Origin of the sequence: Methanosarcina barkeri 3 (genome assembly GCF_000970305.1) — an archaeon.
In the GTDB taxonomy this organism is placed as follows: domain Archaea; phylum Halobacteriota; class Methanosarcinia; order Methanosarcinales; family Methanosarcinaceae; genus Methanosarcina; species Methanosarcina barkeri_A.
The window spans coordinates 3,959,010-3,981,964 of record NZ_CP009517.1 but is presented as its reverse complement, the minus strand read 5'-3'; the positions used below and the strand labels follow the sequence as shown (position 1 = coordinate 3,981,964).

Genomic DNA, 22,955 nt, shown 5'->3' with positions numbered 1-22,955 from the left:
TCACGTACTTTCATGCCAAAAGTAAATTAAAAAGAGTAAATTAAAAAGCTCTTAAAATCACTTTACAATAGCCTTTGCAGATCTTCTGATGAAGCGCCTCTTATGTCCTGAAGAACTGAAGCGCTGCGCAGGTCCTGGGTGTGCTTTTTGAGCCTGTGACTTCTGGACCTTAATTACTCTGCCTTTTCTGCCTTTTACTTTTACCCAATCAATGCTGCCGGTTTTGCCCATTATCATTCCTCGTTAAGTTTAATCTTAATTTTCTCTGAATTTGTTTGTAATTTATCACGTAATATATCCAGGTATTCGCTTATTGCTGGACACTGCCGGTTGCCGCGGATTTATTTTTCCTCGGCAGAGTCTCAATAAACAGGTATTTTAACAGGTATTCCCTGGTTTAACAGGTATTCCCTGGTTTAACAGGTATTCCCTGGTTTAACAGGTATTCCCTGGTTCTATAACGTTAAATCGATAATTCTCAATGATGATTGAAGAATATCTGATATTCCTTGAAGCCTGAAAGTGCGAAATTATAAATGTCATCAAGCCTTGGATTTATGATAAAAAGAAATGCTAGTAATTAAATGTTACGGACATAGAATTAAAATAAGGTATACTTGCATAATTCTTTTTTTAAAAAGGTGATTAGCGTAAAAAAGAATAACATTGAAACAAGGCTTGCAGACGCACGGGAAGAACTCGCAGACGTAAAGAAATTTCCTGACTCTGAATTTGTGGGTATTATTAAAGAGCTGGGGTTCAGGTGTGAACTCTGCGCACGCTGCTGCACAAAAGAGTTTAACGACCACGTTTTCCTGCTCGATGCGGACCTTGCTGTTATAAGGCAGATAAATCCGGATTCAGTTACTCCTGCTCCTTATTACGAGTTTTGCGACCAGAAGGGTAGGTTTTATGTCTCAGGCTATGCCCTGAAAACAAAGCCTGATGGCTCCTGTATTTTCCTTGAGAATAAGCGTTGTACAATTTATGACAGGCGTCCTTCAATCTGCAGAGTTTATCCTTATATGCTTCACAGAGAAGCTGATGACTCCGGTAATGTGGATTGGCGCCAGATGAGCGGCTTAAACGAGCATGGGAGCTATTATTCCGAACTTGATGACTCCGAGTGTGAAGCAATTGCACAGGATACCAGAGCTTATGAAGAGGCTTACCTGAGACAGATTATCGGATTTTTTGAAGCTGTGAAGGCTCACTTCCAAAAAAACGACCTTAAACACGTTCAAAGCGTATACGACCGCAGAATAAGGGAATTCCTTAAAGGCAAGTGCGAACTTGAAGTTTTTGTTTACTTTAAAGGCGGATTTGAAAAATATAATCTTTAAACCAAATGCTGACTAACAGTACGGTAGAACTTGATTGACAATCTGATTAAATACTAGAATTTTATCTTTTTATTTTTTCGGTTAGATATAAATCATGTAGAGGAACACGCATCTAGCTCCGTGGAATCACAATTAAGTAAAGTTTAAGTAAAAAACAAAAGTTAGGAACAATAAAATTCAAACAGCTATTTTACGTGAAAAGATAAGTTGAGATTTATTACTACGGGAGCGCAGAGGGTCACGAATACCCCATCCTTCAGGTTGGGGATGAAGTGAACCCTCTCCTCTTCGTGTTTCTCTTTGAATATCTAAACCGTAGTTTCCTTTTATATAGATAGTAAATCGGATAGGAAACCGAGGTCAAAATTTCAATCACTTATATTAAGGAAACCTTGTTAAAGAATACTTAATTATCTGTATCCAAGTAACCGGGCGGGCGGCCCGAAGCATACCCCATTTTTAGAGTGGGGTGGCCGCCCGCAATTTGATTTTTGATAAGCAACTCGTTTTTCCAATATTTTAAACGATAGCGATAACTCTTTTGCTGGAAAACACATTACTCTAAGCTAAATAATATTAGAGAAAGTATTCATTACTTAAAGTGTTCATTGTTTATATGTCATGAGACCTGCATTATGTGAGATTTGGTTGTATTACATTTTCAGCTGAATAAATTACACAATATTTTTCAAAACAGCAATCATTACCAATTATCTAAAATTGTTAATTTTTCAAAATCTAATATTGGCATGTTGAACGCAGGTTGAAATGATCTAGTCAGACTGCCTCATGAATTATTTGATATTCATTCTGGGAAATTCAGATTCCAAACTGAGAGGAGTAGCATGTCTTTTAAAAGTTTTCTATTGAAGAGACTGATTGTATGGGATAAAATCCCCTATTCTTTGAGATGGAAAAAATCTGTCAGTGGAATTGGGATGATATATCTTGGCGCTCTGGAAATGATGCAGGAGAAATATGGAAAAGACGGTGTAAGCAACTTAAATGAGATTATGTATAACATTGGCTTTGAGCAATCAACAGAAATTCTGAAGATGCTGGGCTTAAAAAGAGATCTGGAAGGATGTGCATATGTACTATTGGCAATGCACCGGATTTTCGGAATCAAAAGCAAAATAGTTCGTAAAGATGACAATAAAATAGTAATTCATGCCAGGAAATGTCGCTGGGGAGGACATTTTAAAAAATGGAATGCTAGAACTTGTTTGTCCATAGATAATTATGAAGCAGGGTTGATTGAAGGTATACTACCTTTTTCGGAACACATATATACCAAAAGAAGAAGCTGTGGTGATAACGTATGTGAACTTATTATCAGTTTCATTGACAATAATTTTGATTTTCCACACAGTGGTTGATGCTAGAAAAACTATAAGGGGCAAAAAATTAAGAAACAATCTGATTCATTTTTTCTTTTACCTTCCATCTGAGAAGTATCCCATCTTCTATTTTTTCGGCTGAAAGCAGTTCTAGTTTAAGGATCTCAGTTTCTGAAAATCCTTCTCCGTCAGTGAAAGTTGGGGCTGTAGCGCCGCCTATAATAAGGTTTCCTACAAAGGTGTAAATTTCATCAACAAGGCCTGAAGAAAGCATTCCCCAGTTGAGGGTTGCCCCTCCTTCGACCATAATTGTGTTTATTTCCATTTCCTTTAATTTTCTTACAAGCTCCGGAAGGTCTACTTTTTTAGTCCCTGCCTTGATGACGAGAGCTTTTTCATTCAATTTTTCTATTTTTTCGGCAGGAGCAGAAGTTGAAACAGCAATTATCCTGAGTCCTTCTCCTTTTTTAAAAATATCGGCATCAAGAGGAGTTCTTGCTGAACTGTCCACAATAATCCTTACCGGATTTTCACACTTTCCTGCGGCTTTCCTTGCTTCCCTTCTCTCTGGAGACTTTACTGTTAAGCTCGGGTCGTCCGAGAGGACAGTTCCTATTCCTACCATAATTGCATCTGCATGGGCTCGGAGTTCGTCGACCCGTTCAAAATCGAGTTTTCCGGAGATTCGAACCTGCTTCTTTTCCTTTGTTGAGAGTTTGCCGTCGGCTGACATGGCAGAATTAATAAAAATAAAAGGTCTGTCCATTTTTCTAGCTCCTGAAAAAAATAGTTTTCAGAGGTGCTCTAGGGAAAACACCTCCTTTCTTGAAGAATTCCTTAAATAGACATTAAATATACGTTAAATAGGGTTAAATTTGCATTAAATAGGTTTAAATCTGCATTAAATAGGGTTAAATTTGCATTAAATATACGTTAAACCTACATTAAATATACGTTAAATAGATGTTAGATAGGCATCAAGTAGTGTTATCTTCTTCGCTTCGCGCTAAAAAATTTAACGATTCTTAGAAGCAAGGTTCTAATCTTAATTTATTCGACTTCTATCAGAGGTTTCAGGAGATCATGGTCTCTCAAAAGTCCCTGAAGTTTTCGGTTTGAATTGATAATCGGAACCTGGTCAATTCTGTTCCTCTTCATTTTCCGTGCACAGTCGCTGACAGATGTAATATATGTGGCTGTGATTGGCTCTCTTATCATGATATCGCTTCCGATCAGGTTGGGAACCTTAATCCTTGAGACACTGTAGTAAATGCTCATGGTGTCTCGCATCGATTCCCATGTCCAGGCGTCGTCATCCTGACCTGCAGACATATCTGACATCTCTACACTGTCTTCAATTATGCTTGCAGCAATAACGTCACGATCCGAGATAATCCCTACAAGTTCCAGGCTTGAGTCAAGTACCGGTACAGCCTTAACACCTGCCAGTTCCATAATCCTGGCAGCAACGGGCAGAGGCGTTTCATTGTATATTGCAACGACTTTCTTTTCCACATAGTCCTTTATCGGGATATCAATGTTCATGTCTGCAATTGTACCTATAATATCTGCCACGGTAACAAGCCCTACAAGTTTCCCGTCATCTACTACCGGAAGCCTTCTTATGCGGTGTTCCAGAAGTAAACGTGCTGCGGTCTGCAGATCAGATCCGGAGGATATGGTTATCGGATCCCGTGTCATAAGAAGAGCCAGTTGTTCTTCTTCAGGGTTTTGTAATAGGTTTGTTCTTGTTACAACTCCCACAACTTTGGAGTCTTTAATTACTGGAACTCCTGAAATGTGTTTGTTCTTAAGAATTTTAAGAACCTCGTCCCTTGAACCTGGAAGGGTTGCACTTGCTACATCCCTTACCATGATATCTTCAATGAAGATGCTTTTTGGCATTTGATATACACCTTTGTATACGCTAAATCCTGGTTTTCTTTCTCCGATATCTATTTCTTAAAAGGCTTCCAGTTGACTAGAAAGTCTTAATCTTGTTTTTCACTCCGGACGACCAGGACCGGGACTTTTGAGCCTCTTACTACTTTCTCTGCAACACTTCCAAGCAGAAATCTGTCGAGCCCGCTTTTGCCGAGGGTGCCTACAACTATCAGGTCAATATCGTTATTTTCTGCGAAATTTATAATCTCATTGCTCGGGTGACCTTCCAATGTTACTTCTCTTACCTCAACTCCTGAGGCATCTCCGTGTTCCTTTACCACGGATATTGCTTTCTTCCCCTCTTCTCTCAGGGTGTCATATATTGCTTCCAATCCCGCATCCATAGGCATCGAAGAAAAAGAAGTTATATCTGTTACGTAGAGAGCGTGAACCGTAGCTCCGCTGAGTTTTGCAATCTCAATACCGTAAGAAATAGCCCTAAGGCTGTTCTCGGATCCATCTGTTGCAATCACTATATTCCGGTAAAATTCGCTCATCATGTTTATTCTCCATTTGCTTTATGAATGAAGTACTGATAATATGTCATCGGGTCTTGCCCGCCTTGTAATTCCACTTATGGGGTTCTTTATCCCTGCAAGATTATTGGAATTTCCATTCAGGATCATGAGATTAGCTTTATTCCCCTTTTGTATTGAGCCCGTAGAATTAGATCCCATTACAAAGGAACCATTAAGTGTGCAAATTTTAAATACTTGCCTATCATCAATAGAAAAAATCTTAGACATAAATTCCATTTCAGCAAACATATTTACAGAATTTAACATTACATTATCCGTTCCTGCAGCCACTTTTATTCCAGCCTCCAGCATCTCGGCAACAGGTGCAATTCCGGCTCCTGTAATTAGATTAGATCTGGGACAGACAACAACCGGAATCTTCGCATCAGCCACGTCTTCAATATCTTTTCTTGTAGCATTTGTCAAATGAACCAAGAGATCCGGCTTAAGCGACAATGCTTTTTCTATATCGCTCGTGTCTTTTTCTCCGGCATGAATTGCAAAGATTTTTCTATGTTGCCGTGTGCAGGTAGAAATATTCTCCAACAGTTTGAAATCAAGGTCATTTGCCCCACTTATCCCAAGTCCGGTTGAGTGTAGAAGAATTCTTCTCACTTCTGCCAGTACAACTTGAGTCGGTAGTTCAGGCTCCGTAGGTCTGCCCAGTGTCATGGAATGAAGTTTGAGTCCTTCAAGAGCTTTATTCAGGGCTGCAACTCCTACAACACCCCCTTCCCTGAAATCAGCAAAAGCACAGGTTCCGGTTTCTATCATATCCAGCAAGGACTTTCTCATGCCTTCGATTAGAGTTTTGTATGGTGTGTCTCTTAATATTCTATGTTTTAACCCGTCAGGAGGCTTTACAAGAGCATCCAGGTCTCTTTGAATCCGAAAGCCGGAAGTCCTTCCCAGAGGAGGGTCTTTGAATACCGAGTCTCCAAGGTGAGTATGTGCATTGACAAAGCAGGGAGCAATTATATTTTTAGAGGGTGTACGCTCCTCCCCAATTTCCGTAATTATTCCTCTCTTTACGCAGATGTACCCCTCAATGGGTTCCAGTTCGGGGCCTGCAATAATTGTCCCTGGAATTATCTGTTCAGTGCCGTACATATGCACCTCAGCTACTCATTAAGCACTATGCTCAATTTGTGGAAGAGCAAACATGTACATGATATATAAGTTTTTCTTCATATTTTTACATTATAATCTTTTCAGAATGTACACTTCTTCAAAATTCAATTTTCCCAGAACACAGTCTTTTTGAGAATGTAATTTTGTTAGGAATAGCACTTACTACTCTTTTCTTTATTTGTTGCTTTTTTATGATGTCTATCTTCACAGTTAGCAGTTAATTCTGAACTCTTTTAGGTTATTTTTGCAATCTTATGTTCTTATGTTGCCTTTATAATCTAAATCATTTTCTTGAGAAAAATCAGCTTTAATGTAACTATTTCCTTAATATTGTAATGTAATTAATCAACAGTTCGTCGACATTTTTATATATTATTATGTATATAATGTGGCTTCGTCGCATTGTATAGGTCCTTGCATGAGGTAATGGAAAATCCTGACTGTGAGTGTACAGACAACCCCAATGCGGTACATTAATAGTGTGATACTGCCCTGCACGAGGGTAACTGAAAGTGACTGCGGAAAACCAGAGGATGAGCTTTCGGAGTTAGTGCGCCAGGGCTACAACACTATTTTCCCATTCTTTTAAAAACTTTTTTTCCGGAAGTTCCTTGAACAATATCTATCTAGTTTGAATTGTTACTTGTTGAGTTATTACTCATTTGAATTATTACTCATTGAATTATTACTCATTTGAATTATTACTCATTTGAATTATTACTCATTTGAATACTAATTGTTTTAGCATTACTTGTTTGAAACTTCACTTGCTTGAAATTTTAAGCTTATGTTCCATTGTCTCCGATTATTTTTTGCTTTGATAGGTAAATCCGTCATTGATTTATATGATCCTCCAGAAAGATAAAAGATATGTCTTTCGAAGAGGCGATATCAGATATGGGGTCCAGTGTGATTGTTGATATAGAAGTTACTCCAGGCTCCAGGTCTATTTCGGTTCCAAGCGGTTATAATGAGTGGCGCAAACGAATTGAAGTAAAACTAACCAAAAATCCCCAGAAAGGAAAGGCAAACGAACAGCTGGTAGAATGCCTTGCTGAACTTTTTACAATTAGTAGTTCGGATATTATTATAAACAGCGGGGCAACAAGTAGTAAGAAATCTTTATTGTTAAAAGGAGTTTCATATCAACAGGCAGTTTCAGTTTTTGGAGAGCGTTTAAAGAAATAAACAAGAAATTTAAAACTGTACTTAAAAATAATTAAACTTTAAGAGTAATTTCTTTATCTCCTGATAAGTAAACTGTTATAAGTAAACTACTTATATGTAATGCGGTTCTCTAAAATTTTAATTAATAATAAGGTTGCAGAAAACGTGGCTGATCTCGAAATTTACAGAAAAAGGCTTGAAAGGATTGAAGAGCTGCTCTCCGAACTCTCTGAATATTCTGGAAGGGGAGCAATTATCATTGTTGAAGGAAAAAGAGACGTTCTCTCACTAAAAAGGCTTGGAATTAAAGGCAATTTTGAACTTGCAACTCGTCAATCTCTTTTTAACTTCTCTGAGAAAATTGCGCGTCTTGGTAGTGAAGTAGTTATACTAACTGATTGGGACAGACGAGGTGACATTCTGGCTATAAAGCTTTCTGGATACTTCCAGAGTTTCGGTTTGAAACCTGATCTTGAGATCCGAAATAAACTCCGATTCATCTCTCAGAAGGAAATTAAAGACATAGAAAGTTTGTACACTTATGTTTCCAAGCTGAGACTGAAAACTGGTTCCTGCAAACAGGATTTCCAATAAGTCTACATCTTAAAAATTAAATTTGAGGTCAAGTTCAAAAATTAATATTAAAGTAATATTTAATATTAAAGTTAATGTTATGAATATTGCTGAATACAAATATTTAAGTTAACATTGACTTGAGTTAACATTAACAATTGACGGAGTTGTTTTATTCTTTATGCATGGGATTGGAAGATTCTGCTTTCTCCTGAATTATCTCCATACTCTGCGGACTCTTCTGATGGTTGAATGTTCTGTCAAATTCCGGATATTTTGGAAACTTGCCAGCCAGCTCTTCAAACATTTTGTGCCTTGGGCTGATGATAATTATATGAGCAGGAGGATGAATTTTTTTCAGCCTACTAATTGCTGCTCCTGCGTGATTATTTAATTCCACCAGTGCTGCAGAGTTGCATTTTGACTTGAGGGATACGCCCATTACACTAACAAGAAGTTCATCAGCATAGTTTGGCTCTATGCATTTTGGAGTAGCTGAAAATTGAATATGTCCGTATCGTTCTAGATCATGTAAGGCTATTTTTACTTTGTCCGAATCGTCTGCCCGGACTAATGCGAATGATTTCATTTTTACACACCACCAATATACTGAAGTTATCCCCATTTCGATATGGATTTACCCCTATAATAATCTTTGTGTATGAGATATGCTGAACAGCCGAGTTTTCGGATATTTCAGGCCTCTTATGACCTTTTAGTTACTTTTACGGCGCGATATATGGTCTGGTCCCTGGGCTGTAAAATTCATCTCTCTTTTGTAAGAGATCTTCAAAAATTATAAGGGTACCTTGCAATTTCTTTTTTCAGATGTAGTATACGCTTCCAAATAATAGAGTCGCGTATTCTAGTTATATTCATCTTATATATATTCGTTTTGAAATAATATCTTTCAATGAATCCGAATTCCACCATTTTTATAAATGTAACAAAATAAATAACGTCATGCTACTATATTGTTAATTCAAAATTTTTCTAAAGTTGAAACTAGAACAACTTTATCGATTATATCAACCTACTCAAGGACTCCCAATTTTGTAGAATCAAAAATAAACTTTAAAAAATAAATTTTAATAAGATAAAGTTTTACTTTAAAACCTTACTTCAGGTTAATCTAATAAGAAATATCTTAGTAAGTTGCGCTCCTGGGACCAGGTCACCATATAAAATGTCCAGAGTTAAAAACCTCTATATAATGCTGCAAGGACATTGGAAGTAAAATATTGGAAGTAAAATATTGTGAGTAAAGCAGTGTGAGTAAAACTTTATAAATACAACATTGCCGGTAAAATGAAATCTCTTATTTAGAACTTCGCTATATCATATACCAAAATAGTGTACAAATAAGGTATTAAAATGTACTACAGAATTTAAACATATTACAGAGTTTAAAAAGTATTACAGAACTACATTAGTTTTTTCCGCGTTTACTTCTATGGAGCGGAAGAATTAATACGTCTTTAGAATTATGGTATATCCTCAATACTAAAGAGAAAAATAACCTTCAGTTTAATTCGATATTTAATCTAAGTTCAGCACTACTATTCAATTATTTAACGGTAAGTTCTATCATTTGTAATTCAATTACCAAACTGTTACCTGTAATTTATTAATTAGACCATTACCTGTAATTTATTAATTAGACCGTTACCTATAATTCAGTAATTAGACTGTTACCTATAATTCAGTAATTAGACCGTTACCTGTAGTTCAATGATAAAATCATTACATATAATCTAATAGTAAGATTTTACTTCTATCCGATATCGAGTAATGCCGAATCTTCTGCAAATTTACTGATACGGTAACAGATTTGGCTGCCCAGCTTCTTAATTAGGGATATACAGAAGTCGTCATATTAGAAGGTAATTATATGGCTGAAGATATTAAATCCAAAGTAATACAGGCAAAAAAGGCATCGATTGAGCTTTCCAGTGTAAGTACGGAAATAAAAAATCAGGCGCTTGAGGCTATGGCTCAGGCCCTTGACAAGGAAAGGAAAGCTATTCTGGATGCAAACGCAAAAGACCTTGAATCTGCAGTGGAACTGAAAAAGAAAGGGAAGCTCACTCAGGCTCTTGTAGACAGACTTAAAGTAAGCGACTCAAAAATTGACGGAATGATTGCAGGAATCAGAGATGTAGTTAAACTTAAAGACCCTGTAGGAGACACCCTCTCTACTCTTGAGCTGGACAAAGACCTTATTCTCTACCAGGTGAGCTGTCCAATCGGCCTTATAGGTGTCATCTTTGAATCCCGGCCTGATGTGGTGCCTCAGGTTATGTCTCTTTGCCTTAAGAGCGGGAACGCGACCATCTTCAAAGGCGGGAGTGAAGCTCGAGAGTCAAACCGCACTATTTTTCAGATCCTTGTAAAAGCCATAGAATCTACCGCCGGCATGCCAGTAGGGGCTTTCCAGCTTATGGAAACAAGAGAAGAGATAATGGATCTTTTGAGTCTTGATGCTTATGTAGACCTCCTGATCCCAAGGGGCTCAAATGAGTTTGTTAAGTTTATCCAGGAAAATACGAAAATTCCGGTACTCGGACATACTAGCGGGATCTGTCATATCTATGTGGATGAATATGCGGACCTCGATACAGCCTGGAAGGTTTGCTTCGATGCGAAAGTACAGTATCCTGCAGTGTGCAACGCCATTGAAACCCTTCTGGTAAACCGTAAAATTGCGGATACTTTCCTGCCGAAAATGGCAGAAATGTACCTCGGCGCAAGGGTTGAATTACGCTGTGATGAAGACAGCTATGCTCTGCTTGAAAAAAGAGGGATTTCTCCTCTTTCAAAAGCTACGGACGAAGACTGGAGTCTTGAGTACAATGATCTTGTTCTTTCGATAAAACTCGTTGATACCATAAAGGAAGCCATCGACCATATAAACATGTTCGGTTCTCATCACACCGACGGAATAATAACTGAGAATGCTTCTAGAAGAAAAGAGTTCACAGGACTTGTTGATTCTTCGAGTGTTATGGTAAACGCTTCAACCCGTTTTGCGGATGGCTATCGTTATGGGAAAGGGGCTGAGGTAGGAATCAGCACAAACAAAATCCATTCTCGTGGACCTGTAGGCATGGAAGGCCTCCTGATCTACAAATATATCTTGCTCGGGAAAGGGCAGGTTGTTGCAGATTATGCAGGAGAAAATGCAAAAGCCTATACACACAGAAAACTTGACCTTAAATTTGAGAATGTAGATTGAAATCCTGCCGAAGATTCTCGAAGAATATCGAAGATTATTGGAGAATATCGAAGATTATTGAAGAATATCGAAGAATTATGATATGTTTATATATCTGAATTGAAATACCAGCGCAAATTGAGTGCAAGCGATGGAAATCCGGATTGTGGCTGTTACTTATTTCAGCTGCATTCTCAAAATATTTTACGAGGCCTTGTGATTGACAGATAGAAATCAATTTCTCAATGATGTTAATAAAATCGTTATCAAGATAGGTACTTCCTCAATTACAAAACAAAATTGTGACAGTACAAAAGAAAACTGCAGTATTGATCCTGCTTTTATGGAAAGTATCGCAGCTCAGGTCTCCGAGCTTCGAAGTCGCGGAAAAGAGGTAATTGTGGTAAGTTCGGGAGCAATAGGCGTAGGACTCTATGAACTGGGCATTGCCCCAAAACCTCGTGAAATTCCTATCAGACAAGCAGCGGCAGCAGTTGGACAGAGCATCCTTATGCAGTACTGGAGCGAAGCTTTTTCGAAGCATGGGATAAAAGTTGCTCAGATCCTTCTTACTTATGACTTTTACTCTGACCGGATATCCTACCTTAACCTCAGAAACAGTATTTCTACCCTTCTTGAATATGGGGTAGTTCCCATAATAAACGAAAATGACTGCACCTGTACAAACGAGATTGAAGCAATCTTCGGAGACAATGACAAGCTTTCTGCAATGGTTGCAAGCAAAATCGATGCTGATCTCCTGGTTATTCTTTCGGATATCGACGGTCTCTTTGACAAAAACCCAAAGATGCACAACGATGCCAGACTCATCTCTCTTGTGGAAAAAATCACACCTGAAATTGAAAGTTATGGGGGTGACCCAACAAGCTTTAAGGGCGTAGGGGGAATGAGGACCAAAATAAAAGCTGCAAAAATCTGTAGTATGGCAGGTTGTTACGTTTTGATTGCAAATAGCGAGATTGAAAACGTACTCCTAAAAGTTTTGTCTGGAGATGAAATTGGTACCCTATTCCTGGCTGAAAGGCATATCCAGAAAAACCGTGCTCGCTGGATCCTTCTTGCAAGGGCTTCGGGCACTATCCGTGTAGACGCAGGGGCAAAAGCTGCAGTCCTCGGAAAAAACAGCCTTCTTCCGGCAGGAGTTGTAGAAGTTGAGGGAAGTTTTGATAGGGGAGATGTGGTTAGATTAGAGTGTGAAGGCAGGGTCTTTGCGAAAGGAATCACAGACTATACCTCTGAAGAACTTATAAAGATAAAAGGAGCCCACACCGACGAAATTGAGAGTATTTTGGGCTATAACAATTACAATAATGTAATAAAAAAAGAAAATGTTGGTATACTGGAAAAATGAGTTAAATCTCCAGCATGTTCGAAGAACTAAACCGGATTTTTCGGGATTTCTGAAGAATCCAATTAATTTCTTGTAGTTTGGAAACTTTATCAATCTACTAATTTCTTAAAAATTTATTTGGACTCTAAAGTCCTTTTTAATTACTCAATATTAGTTAAAAATACGTTTTGAGGCAGTTGCCTCTATATTTGCATTTATTTTGGAAATAGGAGAAATTATATGGTAGATCATAACCGAAAGATAGGATTTATCGGAGCAGGAAAAATGGGCTCTGCTCTCATGCAGGGAATTATAAAGGCCGGAATTGTAAAACCTGAAAATCTTGGTGCAAGCGATGTGTACGAACCTTTCTTGAACGATCTGAAAGCAAAGCTTGGCATTAATGTATCCACTGACAATTCTGTTATCGCCAAGGCATCCGATATTCTTATCCTGGCGGTGAAGCCCCAGACTCTGGGTTCGGTACTTGAAAATCTTAAAGCTTACATAACTTCCGATAAACTTATAATCTCAATTGCAGCCGGTGTACCTCTTGCTACTTACGAAAATGCACTTCCTGCTGGCACAAGAGTCATACGTGTAATGCCAAACATTGCAGCCACAGTTTCCGAAGCTGCTTCAGGCATTGCTCCAGGTAAATATGCTACTTCCGAAGACATGAAAACTGCTCTTGAAATCTTTTCTGCAGTAGGTACCGCAGTTCAGGAGCCTGAATCCCTGATGGATGTCGTTACAGGTCTTTCAGGCAGCGGGCCGGCATTTATCTTTCCAGTGATTGAGGCAATGGCCGATGGGGCTGTCCTTGAAGGAATGGATAGAAAAAGTGCCCTCACTCTCTCAGCCCAAACTGTACTTGGGGCTGCAAAAATGATGCTTGAGACAGGCATGCACCCCGGAGAACTCAAGGATATGGTTACTTCTCCTGCCGGAACTACAATTCAGGGTGTTCATGCCCTTGAAGAAGCCGGAGTCAGAGCTGCATTTATGAACGCAGTTATAAGGGCAACCGAACGCTCAAAAGAGCTTGGGAAGAAATAAATTTATTTTCTTCATTTTTCTATTTTTTATTTTTTACTTAATTTTATCTGCTTTTTATAGGTCGAAGGGTAAAACCCCGAATTCTTTAGCTTCGTGGAATCTAATTAACAGGACTTTTTATAACAGGACTTTTTAGGATTGCTTTCATGATCCGAATCTTGATTAGTCACTTAAGATGTGAAACACAAAGAAGCAAGTTTTGAGTTTTAGAGTTTGCTTATTTAACATTTTCTTTCCTTTGCCGTTCCTTTCGGAACTACTTTCTGCTTTCCTTCTTCAGGCAGAGAAACCAATCAAGGCAATAAGTTTCATCTCCAGCTTTTTCAAGCGTTTCCTTTACCTCTTGCATTGAACGTGGAGGGTGAACTATAACGTCATCGCCTGGCTGCCAGTTTACCGGAGTCGATACATCTTCAGCATCACTCTTTTGCATGGCACTGATAAGCCTTTTGATTTCCTGTATATTCCTTCCGTTCGGTACAGGATAATAAATTAATGCTCTTATTTTTGACTCAGGGTCTATAACAAATGTTGCTCTTGCAGTCTGGATTCTTGATCCTTTTCGCTGGATCATGCCGTATTTCTTCGCGACTTCCTTTCTCAGGTCTGCAATTACAGGAAACTTAATCTCAATATTTTTCATTCCTTTGTACTCAATTTTCTCTTCTATTCTCTTAATCCAGGCAATATGAGAAAAAATACTATCTATCGAAAGTCCTATAAGTTCAGTGTTAATTTTTTGGAACTCCTCTTGCATACTGGCAAAGGTCATGAATTCGGTAGTACATACTGGTGTGAAATCTGCAGGATGGCTGAAAAGAACAACCCATTTACCTTTATAATCCTCAGGGAAATTGATTTGTCCCTGAGTTGTCACTGCTGTAAATGAGGGTGCATCTTCTCCAATTATCGGTATACGTATATGTTCATACTCGGTTTCTACCATATTCTCACCTGTACTTTTGCCTTCTTGCCTTCCTTTGTATTAAGAATGGCTTTGAGACTGGCTTTGAGACTGGCTTTGATTCTTGCTTCTAGTTTTGGGAGTGAACACTAAAAGCATTGCTTTTCCCCCTGAAAGCAATCTTACTAAAAGCATCTTACTAAAAGCAATCTTACTAAAAGCAATCTTACCTAAGCAATTTTACTAAAAGCAATCTTACCTAAAAGCACTTTATATATCCCAATTATTATTATATTATCATTATTATTCTATTTATCATCAAATACTGAAAAAGAGCTTCTCTTGCTAGAAATTCGTTCTTTTAAAATTTCTTTTTAAAATCGGCTTTAATTCTTGGTCGTGTCCCTGAATTATAGATCAATTCTGAAAAACCGAGTGCATACCATGCATTTGATGAATCTAATCAGAGATTCTCTCAATTTCGGTTTTCAATGATTCAAATCCACTACCTAATTCTTTTTGAAAAAGATAAATGGAGGCCTCTCTAAAAATAAGACTCTTTGATTGGGTTTTCTGGAGGCTCCTCAAATTAAAAATTAGAAAGTGTAAAGTGGATTTTTATGCTTCAGGTTACATTTTACTAGTTACATTTTACTAGTTACATTTTACTAGTTACATTTTACTGGTTACTTTTTACTATCTTTTTTAAAGCACAAAAACCAGTCAAGACAGTACATGTTCTCTTCTGGTTTACCAATTCTTTCTTTTACTGCTTCCATGGAATTGGGAGCTGGAATAATAACATCGTCTCCAGGCTGCCAGTTAGCCGGAGTTGCAACTTTTTCCGCCGTATTTTTCTGCAGGGCGGTCACAATCCTTTTGATCTCCTGCATATTCCTTCCTGTTGACTGCGGATAGTAAAGTATTGTTCTGATTTTTGCCTCGGGATCAATAATAAATACGGCTCTTACAGCCTGTGTCGTTGAGGCTTTTGGCTGGATCATACCATATTTTTTTGCGACATCCATCTTCAGGTCTTCTATCACCGGAAATTTGATCTCGAGGTTTTTCATTCCTTTATATTCAATTTTCTCTTCTATTCTCTTAAGCCAGGCAATGTGAGAGAACACACTGTCTATAGAAAGCCCTATAAGCTCAGTGTTCATCTCTCTGAATTCCTCCTGCATACTGGCAAAAGTCATGAATTCGGTAGTACATACTGGTGTGAAATCTGCAGGATGACTGAAAAGAATAACCCACTTACCTTTGTAATCCTCGGGGAAATTGATTTGTCCCTGTGTTGTCACTGCTGTAAATGATGGTGCATCATCTCCGATAAGAGGCATACGTATCTGTTCATATTCAACTTCTACCATATTTTCACCTATTTTTGAGCTCATACAGTTTCCTTTCGGGATCGAAAATTGAGTTCAATTTAGAAGGCTTTCCCCTTATACGAGTTCGAAGGCTTTCCCCTTAAAAGCCTTTTCTTCCCTCAACCGTCCCCAAAATTATCTTATAGTTATTTTCATTGTTATATATCTGTTACGAGGAAGGAAAAGAAGTTTATTTTGTTAGGGAGATTTTCTTTAAAATTTATTATCTTCTGGATGTTATTTTTTCTGAAATAAGGCACAGCGTTTATTTTAGAATCACTTTTCTGCCGAAACTCTTTATTTATTTAATGTATGTGTTTTTAGGTCTTTTTAGAAAGATTCACACATTCTCACATCTTAATATTAAAAAATAAGTGTTTTAATACTCTCTTTTAGAAAATAATTTATGCTGGAAAATCCTTTGTTACATAGGGGGTAAAATGAGGGAGTTTGTTCGGCCAAAGGTTGTGGTTAGTAGGTGCCTTGGGTTTGATCACTGTCGATACAATGGGAATATTATAAACAGTTCGATAGTGGCGAACCTCATGGAGTATGTTGATTTCCTGCCTGTCTGCCCGGAAGTGGAGATAGGGCTAGGTGTTCCAAGAGATCCGGTAAGAATTGTTCTCGAGAACGGGGAAGAGCGGCTTATTCAGCCTGCAAGTGGCAGGAATATAACTGAGGCTATGAAGGCATTTTGCACTGATTTTCTCGGTTCCACAGGAGAGATTGATGGGTTTATTCTTAAATACAGGTCTCCTTCCTGCGGCATTAAGGACGTAAAAGTTTATCCGACCACCTCGCTCAAATCAGCGGTAGTTGGGAAAACTTCAGGGTATTTCGGGAGGGCAGTCCTGAAAGAGTTTTCCTATCTTCCTGTTGAGGATGAAGGAAGGCTAAGGAACGCTCGTATAAGAGAACATTTCATGACCAGAATCTTTATGCTTGCCGCTTTCCGAAAAGTAAAATCAGAAGGCAGCATGAAAGACCTTGTCGCTTTCCATTCCGAAAATAAGTATCTGCTCATGGTATATGGCCAGGAGGAACTCAAGAAACTGGGAGCTATTGTTGCAAATAAAGAAAGAAAAAATTTTAAAGAACTGATTTCTGAGTACGAGAAGCATCTTTACAGTATCCTCTCCAGGCCTCCAAGGTACACTTCAATTATTAATGTACTCATGCATGCCTTCGGACATTTTTCAGAGAAGCTCTCAAGCCAGGAAAAAACATTATTTTTTGACTGGATCCAGAAGTACAGGAACGGAAAAGCCTCTCTTTGCCCTGCAATTAATATCATCAGGTCATGGGCTATACGCTTTGAGGACCAGTACCTTATGAACCAGACCTTTTTTGAGCCCTATCCAGAAGGACTGATGGAAGTAGACTCTACAGAATCCCACCTGAGGGAAGACCTCTGGAAATGAACTGTAATCTATGAAATTCTAGGTGGGAATAATTTATGAAAAGCTTAACCGCTTTGTTTTGTTTCTGCTTACTCATTTATCTGGCCGAGTTTATCTCAACCTGGCCCGACTCTGAAACTTCCATAGATTCCTATATAGGCGATGCCGGGGAGAATCTGATAGGAGTAGATATTGTAAATTCCGAGCCTTACAGTGCCTCAATAACTGAGGAGTCAGTAACTCCCGGAACGTTTTCCCAAACTTACTCCTGGGATTACGAAGGCTACAACTGGCAGCTTACTCTGCCTCTTGACAATGAACTGTATGAAAAATATAAATCAAGGTCTCGAAACAGGGACTACGACCTGTTTGCTTCAGACCCATATGATGATCGGTTAATTAAGGACATTGCAGAGGCTTTATTTTCTCTCTCAAAAGCTCACGGACTTGAGAACTGTGAAATTCCAGGACTCTGCATTTCTTTTGTCCAATCGCTGAAGTATACCTCGGATCTTGAAAGTTCGGGTTACGACCAATACCCTCGTTTTCCTTATGAAACTCTTTATGAGAACGGTGGAGATTGTGAAGATACCTCAATTCTCTCCGTGGCAATTCTTCAGGAGATGGGTTACGCTGCTGTACTTTTAGAGCTCCCTGAACATATGGCTCTCGGGATAAAATCTGATATAGGGCAGCAGGGAAGGAGTTTCGAGTACGAAGGCAGTAATTACTATTATTTGGAGACTACAGGGAGTGATTGGCAGATAGGCGAAATCCCGGAGGTGTATGCAAACCAGCCTGTACATGTTGTCCCGGTCTACAGAAGGCCCATGATTAAGCTTGATTTCAAAGCCCAGTGTGCATGCTCAAAAAAAGAAGGAGTTGTCGATGTTAATGTAACAGTAAGAAACCTGGGTTCGAGGAGAGCTGAAAATACAACCGTTTACGTTGCCCTTCAGGCTGAAGATAAACTTTCTTTATGGGATGAAATTGAGAGTTCTTCGATTACGATTGAGCCTGAAGAAGTTTTTAATTACACTGCAAAGGGTCTTACTGCTCCTTCAGGAGAAAAATTCAGGGTATACGTGCAGGCATCTGGAGAGAACATAGAGCCTGAAAACATAACCAGTCAGTGGGCCATGGTCTGAGAACCTTTACTTTTGGCAGGCCTGTAAGAAAAAGGCCTGCCATAAAAAACTAACTTTAAGAGTTAACTCTATCCTCAAACACAAGGAAATCCCACATAAAATTAACATGCGGAAATTTCGGACAAAATTATAATCAACTAACTATTAATCCACTGTTATCTATTAACTACGAGTTACTTATAAATCGGATATCAGCAGTTTATTAATTGCAATCCTTTTAAAAGGATTGACCGAAAAGCTGTACTTATAAATCGAATATAAGTATAGTAGTATGTTAAGCATTTTGAAGTTAGGGGTGGTCAAATGAATAAATTATATAGGTCAAAGAAGAACAGGATTATTGCAGGAGTATGTGGTGGGATAGGTGAATATTTTAAAGTTGATCCTACGCTTGTACGACTTTTATGGTTGCTCATTTCTATAGTGGGTGCGGGAAGCGGTTTAGTTGCGTACATAATTGCATGGATTATAATTCCTGAAGAGCCCTGAAGGCTTTCGGTTTTATTTTTAAATAATACAAATTTCAAATTTTTTTACAAATATCTTTTTTATATAGTCTAAAAAATCTCATTCCAGTCTGAGTTTTGCATTAATTGGAATCTGCTTCAGACTACATCTTGTTGTGATTGAAATAATAACAAAAAACGAGAGTTTTTTGGGTATTTGTAAAAAGAATGATCACTCAAAGGGCAATAATTCCTGAGTCAACGAAATTTAATGAAAAAAACTAAAGATGGAGATCGAAATGTAAAATTCGGTGAAAAGAAAAATAGTGAAATCACCGGATTAACACAGTTAAACTGAAAAATCAATAGCATCAGATCATTAACCTTATAAAACATAACTTTAATCCGTATTCTTTACTGTAATTGATTTTGGTTCTCAAGCGCGTAATTTCTATGGATTATGAAACTTACACTTAGTTTTTTATCTAAAGTTATATGATCTGAGCTTTTATTCTTGTAATTATGTCTTTATTCCCGTAATTATAACATGTCTTCCCGTAATTATGTCTTTATTCCTGTAATTATAACATTTTTTCCCGTAATTATATCTTTATTCTCATAATTAGAGCCTTGTACTCCCGTATTTATCATCTTACTTACTTGTAAGCAATTACACGGAACTTTTTTCCTTGATACCCATATCTCCAGAACTCAAGACGTAACGGACTGTTGCGGAAACAGTCCTTTGTCACCTCTACTTTTGAAAAACCTGCTTTCAGCAACAGTTCTTGATCATATTGCGGTCGCTTGTGCCGAATCATCGGCAGTTGCTCAAATCCGTTACCTACGGAACTATGCTGTTGTTTTTTTCGAGGTTTCCCCTCCATTAAGAGAGTAATCAGACCTGAGCTCAATTTCAACACATGATAACGCAAAGACGACCGATCCCGCCTGTAATCGCCGTCATAAATGACGATTTTACCATCTGTTTTCAGCAGATTTTTCCACCTGATGAAAGCTTTCTCAGGGTCATAGAGTGTCCAGACAACATCACGTGATACTATGGCATCAAGGCTGCCTTCCTTCTCCTTATCCAAAAGCACGGCGTCACTTTTATATATTTTTGTATTTGCCGCCTCTTTTTTGATATTGATTCTGGCACGCTTTACCATTCCCTCAGCACCATCAACAGATGTCACATTATGTTTTAGCCTGGCAAGCATGATTGTAAAAAATCCCGGTCCGCACCCGACATCAAGTACATGTAATGGTTTTTCACCAAGTACCAGCTGAAGTTCATCCTGCCAATGCTTCACATCTTTTTTATTGCTTAGCTGTTTTTGAATTGCCCGGTCATATCCCCCTGCATCGGCAGACCATGCTTTTTCAATATGTTCAAATAGAGTTCCCGACATGCTTTTGCCTCTTACTTTGCTATAGTGATCAACTGCCATTCTATACCTTCATAGGTTGTCGGTGCAACTGTCACGTTTTGCAAGCGGGCATTATACGCATATTGTTTATCGGGATAGCACAGAGGAACAACAAGCGCTTTGTCATTGATCAGCTCAAATATCTGGTTATATTTTGCCTGGCGCGTTGCCTCGTCCTGCGTTTTAATAACCTCGTCAAGATATGTATTTAACTGCGGGTCATACCAGCACACGGACGTGCTACCTTCGGCCTGATAAAACATGGAGCGCAAAAATCCGTGAGGATTCCATGAATCTTCATATGTGCGGTAAATAATCATGTCGAAATCACGGTTTTTCCAGATCGCGTCATAGTAAGCCGAAGTGTCCAGTTGTTCAAGCTGGATATCAATTCCGACCTCTTTGGCAGCCGCCTGCAGGTACTCACACATGGATTTCCAGCTTGCATATTCCTCAGACTGGAAAACAAGCTTGAAGGACAGAGGCACACCGTTCTTATCAACTATACCATCCCCATCACTATCCGTATATCCCGATTTGGCTAGCAGTTCTTTTGCTTTTTCCTGATTGTAGGAGTATCCTTTACTGTTTTCATCAGTGACATACGGTACCGTGTCAGGTAAAATGCCCTTTGCAGCAACAGCGTCGCCTCCGAATATATTTTTCACAATGCTGTCTTTGTCTATTGCATAATTTAACGCAAGACGGACATTTTCATCCTGCAGTACTGTATTTTCCTGATTTAGCATAAGGAAAAATCCCATTGTACCTTTAGCATTTTTAACGTCAAGATTTTTTGATGATTCAACGATTGACTTGCTTTCGGAAGGCAGATCGGCAAGAGAAAGGTCAGCCTCTCCGCTCTGAAGCGCCATAATTCTTGATTCGCCGTCAGTAACTTTTCTGATGGTTATCTTTTCAATATTCGGTTTTGTTCCGTAGTAATACGGATTAGGCACCATGACTACCTCTTCCTCAGGGACATAGCTCTTCACCATCCACTCACCTGTGCCAATCATTTTTACAAACTTGCCTTTAGTATCAAATGAATTCTCAGAAGCAATGCGGAAAGGCCGTGGGTAGGTCAGTTCGGTTAATACGGAATAGCAGTTTTCTTTAAATGTCAGCCTGACTGTATAGTCATCTACTTTCTCCACATTTGTAAGCGGCGTGGAAAATTTCGTTGGGTCCCAGTGTTTTGCACTGCTTACCACGCTGTCTGCGTTAAAGTTGGTACCATCTGAAAATTTGACATCTTTACGTAAATGGAAAGTATATTGCGTTCCGTTATCGCTGATTTCCCATTTCTCAGCAAGTCCAGGCTCAATCACGCCGTCTTTTCCGTACTTGACCAGCGGCTCGTACACCATTTCATAAAGGCACATTTCCGTGCTGGATTCTATCGGGCTTGCATCTTCCGGATTCAGTTTGCCGGAGACCATAATTGTAACGGAATCGGACCGATTGCTATCGTCAATGGCTGTGGTAGCTGAAGAACCGGAAGTTCCGTTCTGCGTATCGTTTGATACTTGACTTGAAATGCATCCACTCATCAACAGCACCAGTGATAGTGCTGACGCAATAACTGCCAAGATATACTTTTTCTTCATTTTTCATTCTCCCTTTCTACAATGGCTTATACGATATGACATGCTACAAAATGACCGCTTGCAACCTCTTTTAGCAACGGCTCTTCACTGGTGCAACGTTCCGTACAGCAAGGACAGCGTGGAAAGAACCGACAGCAGTATTTTGAATCAGGTATAACTGTCGTATCAATTATGCTCTCCATTGTGCATTTTTTCCGTTCTGCAGGCACCCTTGCCGGTATACATGAAAACAGCAGGTTGGTGTACGGGTGAAGTGCGTTCTGCATCGAGTTCTTCTTTAAATCGATTTGCTCCACTATCTTACCCGCATACATAATGGCCATAATATCGCAGACATAAGGCACACAGTTGAGGTCGTGGGTGATGAATAAATAGGTTAAACCGAATTTATTTCGTAAATCATTAAGTAAAGTCAGAATTTGTTTGCGCAATGAATAATCAAGGCTGGAAACGGGCTCGTCGCAAACAACAAACTCCGGGTGAAGAACAAGCGCACGTGCAATATTGGCACGCTGGCGTTGTCCTCCGCTCAACTCCTTTGGATACCGTTGAGCGTATAAGGCATCCAGACCGACCTGTTCCAATATTGTCTCAACTTTTTCTAAACACTCTTTTTTTGATACTTTCTCGCTGTTTTTAATGACCTCAGCAATACTTTCGCCTACGGTATAGGACGTATCGAAAACACTGCTGCTATTTTGAAAGATCATCTGGATATTACGTCTCAGTGGGCGCATTTTTCTAAGGGAAATATTTGATATTGACTGTCCCTGGAACAGTGCCTGTCCTTCTGTAGGAGTTTCCAGTCCGACCATCATTCTGCCAAGCGTGCTTTTTCCGCTTCCGCTCTCCCCTATAAGCCCTACTGAACGTCCCTTCCGAATTTTAAGAGATACGCCGTTTACGGCAGAAACTTGCTCTCTCCCTTTTGTAAACAAGTTTTGTTTTTCGTAGGTTTTTCGTATGTTCAGGGTTTCCGCCAACACTACTTCCAT

General features: G+C 38.9%; 22 protein-coding genes. 11 read left to right on the top strand and 11 right to left on the bottom strand.

Annotated features, from left to right (window positions below; genetic code table 11):
• Positions 1-57: 57 nt before the first annotated feature.
• Complete coding sequence (locus tag MSBR3_RS20770) at positions 58-231, bottom strand: DUF5350 domain-containing protein (protein ID WP_196296970.1); 174 nt, start codon at positions 229-231, stop codon at positions 58-60.
• Positions 232-641: 410 nt separating this feature from the next.
• Between MSBR3_RS20770 and MSBR3_RS16245 the strand changes: the two genes are divergently transcribed.
• Positions 642-1,343: a YkgJ family cysteine cluster protein gene (locus MSBR3_RS16245; protein WP_048110642.1), complete on the top strand. Its 702-nt coding sequence runs from the start codon at positions 642-644 to the stop codon at positions 1,341-1,343.
• A gap of 845 nt (positions 1,344-2,188) precedes the next feature.
• Positions 2,189-2,722 (top strand): hypothetical protein, encoded by a 534-nt coding sequence (locus tag MSBR3_RS16240; protein ID WP_048109200.1) that lies wholly within the window; start codon positions 2,189-2,191, stop codon positions 2,720-2,722.
• 28 nt (positions 2,723-2,750) lie between these two features.
• On the opposite strand, the gene MSBR3_RS16235 is transcribed toward MSBR3_RS16240, so the two are convergent.
• The 4 genes from MSBR3_RS16235 to MSBR3_RS16220 form a co-directional block, all read right to left on the bottom strand.
• The gene (locus tag MSBR3_RS16235; RefSeq protein WP_048109199.1) at positions 2,751-3,449 is read right to left on the bottom strand and encodes a 2,5-diamino-6-(ribosylamino)-4(3H)-pyrimidinone 5'-phosphate reductase; all 699 of its coding nucleotides are present in this window, start codon (positions 3,447-3,449) and stop codon (positions 2,751-2,753) included.
• A 284-nt stretch (positions 3,450-3,733) separates the two neighbouring features.
• The gene (locus MSBR3_RS16230; RefSeq protein WP_048109198.1) at positions 3,734-4,588 is read right to left on the bottom strand and encodes a CBS domain-containing protein; all 855 of its coding nucleotides are present in this window, start codon (positions 4,586-4,588) and stop codon (positions 3,734-3,736) included.
• An 86-nt stretch (positions 4,589-4,674) separates the two neighbouring features.
• On the bottom strand, positions 4,675-5,127 hold the full coding sequence (locus MSBR3_RS16225) for a universal stress protein (protein ID WP_048109197.1): 453 nt from the start codon (positions 5,125-5,127) through the stop codon (positions 4,675-4,677).
• Positions 5,128-5,145: 18 nt separating this feature from the next.
• A complete protein-coding gene (locus MSBR3_RS16220) occupies positions 5,146-6,255 on the bottom strand; it encodes an amidohydrolase family protein (protein ID WP_048109196.1) in 1,110 nt (369 codons plus the stop codon).
• A 463-nt stretch (positions 6,256-6,718) separates the two neighbouring features.
• On the opposite strand from MSBR3_RS16220, the gene MSBR3_RS20500 reads away from it, so the two are divergent.
• The 3 genes from MSBR3_RS20500 to MSBR3_RS16210 all read left to right on the top strand — a co-directional run bounded on the left by MSBR3_RS20500 (position 6,719) and on the right by MSBR3_RS16210 (position 8,037).
• Positions 6,719-6,865 (top strand): hypothetical protein, encoded by a 147-nt coding sequence (locus tag MSBR3_RS20500; RefSeq protein ID WP_155396844.1) that lies wholly within the window; start codon positions 6,719-6,721, stop codon positions 6,863-6,865.
• A 281-nt stretch (positions 6,866-7,146) separates the two neighbouring features.
• Entirely contained in the window at positions 7,147-7,464 is a 318-nt protein-coding gene (locus MSBR3_RS16215; RefSeq protein ID WP_463605534.1) for a DUF167 domain-containing protein, read from the top strand.
• Positions 7,465-7,608: 144 nt separating this feature from the next.
• The gene (locus tag MSBR3_RS16210; protein WP_048109194.1) at positions 7,609-8,037 is read left to right on the top strand and encodes a toprim domain-containing protein; all 429 of its coding nucleotides are present in this window, start codon (positions 7,609-7,611) and stop codon (positions 8,035-8,037) included.
• Between the two features lie 151 nt (positions 8,038-8,188).
• Here MSBR3_RS16210 and MSBR3_RS16205 read toward each other — a convergent pair whose 3' ends face one another.
• Positions 8,189-8,605, bottom strand: coding sequence for a DUF356 domain-containing protein (locus tag MSBR3_RS16205; protein ID WP_048109193.1), 417 nt, complete (start codon positions 8,603-8,605; stop codon positions 8,189-8,191).
• Between the two features lie 1,302 nt (positions 8,606-9,907).
• On the opposite strand from MSBR3_RS16205, the gene MSBR3_RS16200 reads away from it, so the two are divergent.
• From MSBR3_RS16200 to proC, 3 genes are all read left to right on the top strand, one after another.
• Positions 9,908-11,251 carry a glutamate-5-semialdehyde dehydrogenase gene (locus tag MSBR3_RS16200; protein ID WP_048109192.1) on the top strand — a complete coding sequence of 448 codons (1,344 nt, stop codon included), beginning with the start codon at positions 9,908-9,910 and terminating at the stop codon, positions 11,249-11,251.
• A gap of 199 nt (positions 11,252-11,450) precedes the next feature.
• Positions 11,451-12,602 carry a glutamate 5-kinase gene (gene proB / locus MSBR3_RS16195; protein WP_048109191.1) on the top strand — a complete coding sequence of 384 codons (1,152 nt, stop codon included), beginning with the start codon at positions 11,451-11,453 and terminating at the stop codon, positions 12,600-12,602.
• 219 nt (positions 12,603-12,821) lie between these two features.
• Complete coding sequence (gene proC, locus MSBR3_RS16190) at positions 12,822-13,640, top strand: pyrroline-5-carboxylate reductase (protein ID WP_048109190.1); 819 nt, start codon at positions 12,822-12,824, stop codon at positions 13,638-13,640.
• A 256-nt stretch (positions 13,641-13,896) separates the two neighbouring features.
• Here proC and MSBR3_RS16185 read toward each other — a convergent pair whose 3' ends face one another.
• Complete coding sequence (locus MSBR3_RS16185; protein ID WP_080942344.1) at positions 13,897-14,586, bottom strand: peroxiredoxin; 690 nt, start codon at positions 14,584-14,586, stop codon at positions 13,897-13,899.
• A 644-nt stretch (positions 14,587-15,230) separates the two neighbouring features.
• Positions 15,231-15,920, bottom strand: coding sequence for a peroxiredoxin (locus MSBR3_RS16180; RefSeq protein WP_080942444.1), 690 nt, complete (start codon positions 15,918-15,920; stop codon positions 15,231-15,233).
• A gap of 440 nt (positions 15,921-16,360) precedes the next feature.
• Between MSBR3_RS16180 and MSBR3_RS16175 the strand changes: the two genes are divergently transcribed.
• The 3 genes from MSBR3_RS16175 to MSBR3_RS16165 all read left to right on the top strand — a co-directional run bounded on the left by MSBR3_RS16175 (position 16,361) and on the right by MSBR3_RS16165 (position 18,960).
• Positions 16,361-17,344, top strand: a complete 984-nt coding sequence (locus MSBR3_RS16175) for a YbgA family protein (RefSeq protein WP_048109189.1) — start codon at positions 16,361-16,363, stop codon at positions 17,342-17,344.
• 35 nt (positions 17,345-17,379) lie between these two features.
• Complete coding sequence (locus MSBR3_RS16170) at positions 17,380-18,471, top strand: transglutaminase-like domain-containing protein (RefSeq protein ID WP_048109188.1); 1,092 nt, start codon at positions 17,380-17,382, stop codon at positions 18,469-18,471.
• Between the two features lie 303 nt (positions 18,472-18,774).
• Positions 18,775-18,960 (top strand): PspC domain-containing protein, encoded by a 186-nt coding sequence (locus MSBR3_RS16165; RefSeq protein WP_048109187.1) that lies wholly within the window; start codon positions 18,775-18,777, stop codon positions 18,958-18,960.
• Positions 18,961-19,573: 613 nt separating this feature from the next.
• On the opposite strand, the gene MSBR3_RS16160 is transcribed toward MSBR3_RS16165, so the two are convergent.
• From MSBR3_RS16160 to MSBR3_RS16150, 3 genes are read right to left on the bottom strand one after another with little or no spacing between them, the layout of a single operon-like run.
• Positions 19,574-20,371, bottom strand: coding sequence for a class I SAM-dependent methyltransferase (locus MSBR3_RS16160; protein WP_048109186.1), 798 nt, complete (start codon positions 20,369-20,371; stop codon positions 19,574-19,576).
• Positions 20,344-21,960: a nickel ABC transporter substrate-binding protein gene (locus MSBR3_RS16155; protein WP_048109185.1), complete on the bottom strand. Its 1,617-nt coding sequence runs from the start codon at positions 21,958-21,960 to the stop codon at positions 20,344-20,346. Before MSBR3_RS16155 ends, MSBR3_RS16160 begins: the two co-directional genes overlap by 28 nt.
• A 26-nt stretch (positions 21,961-21,986) precedes the next feature.
• Positions 21,987-22,955, bottom strand: a complete 969-nt coding sequence (locus tag MSBR3_RS16150; RefSeq protein WP_048109184.1) for an ABC transporter ATP-binding protein — start codon at positions 22,953-22,955, stop codon at positions 21,987-21,989.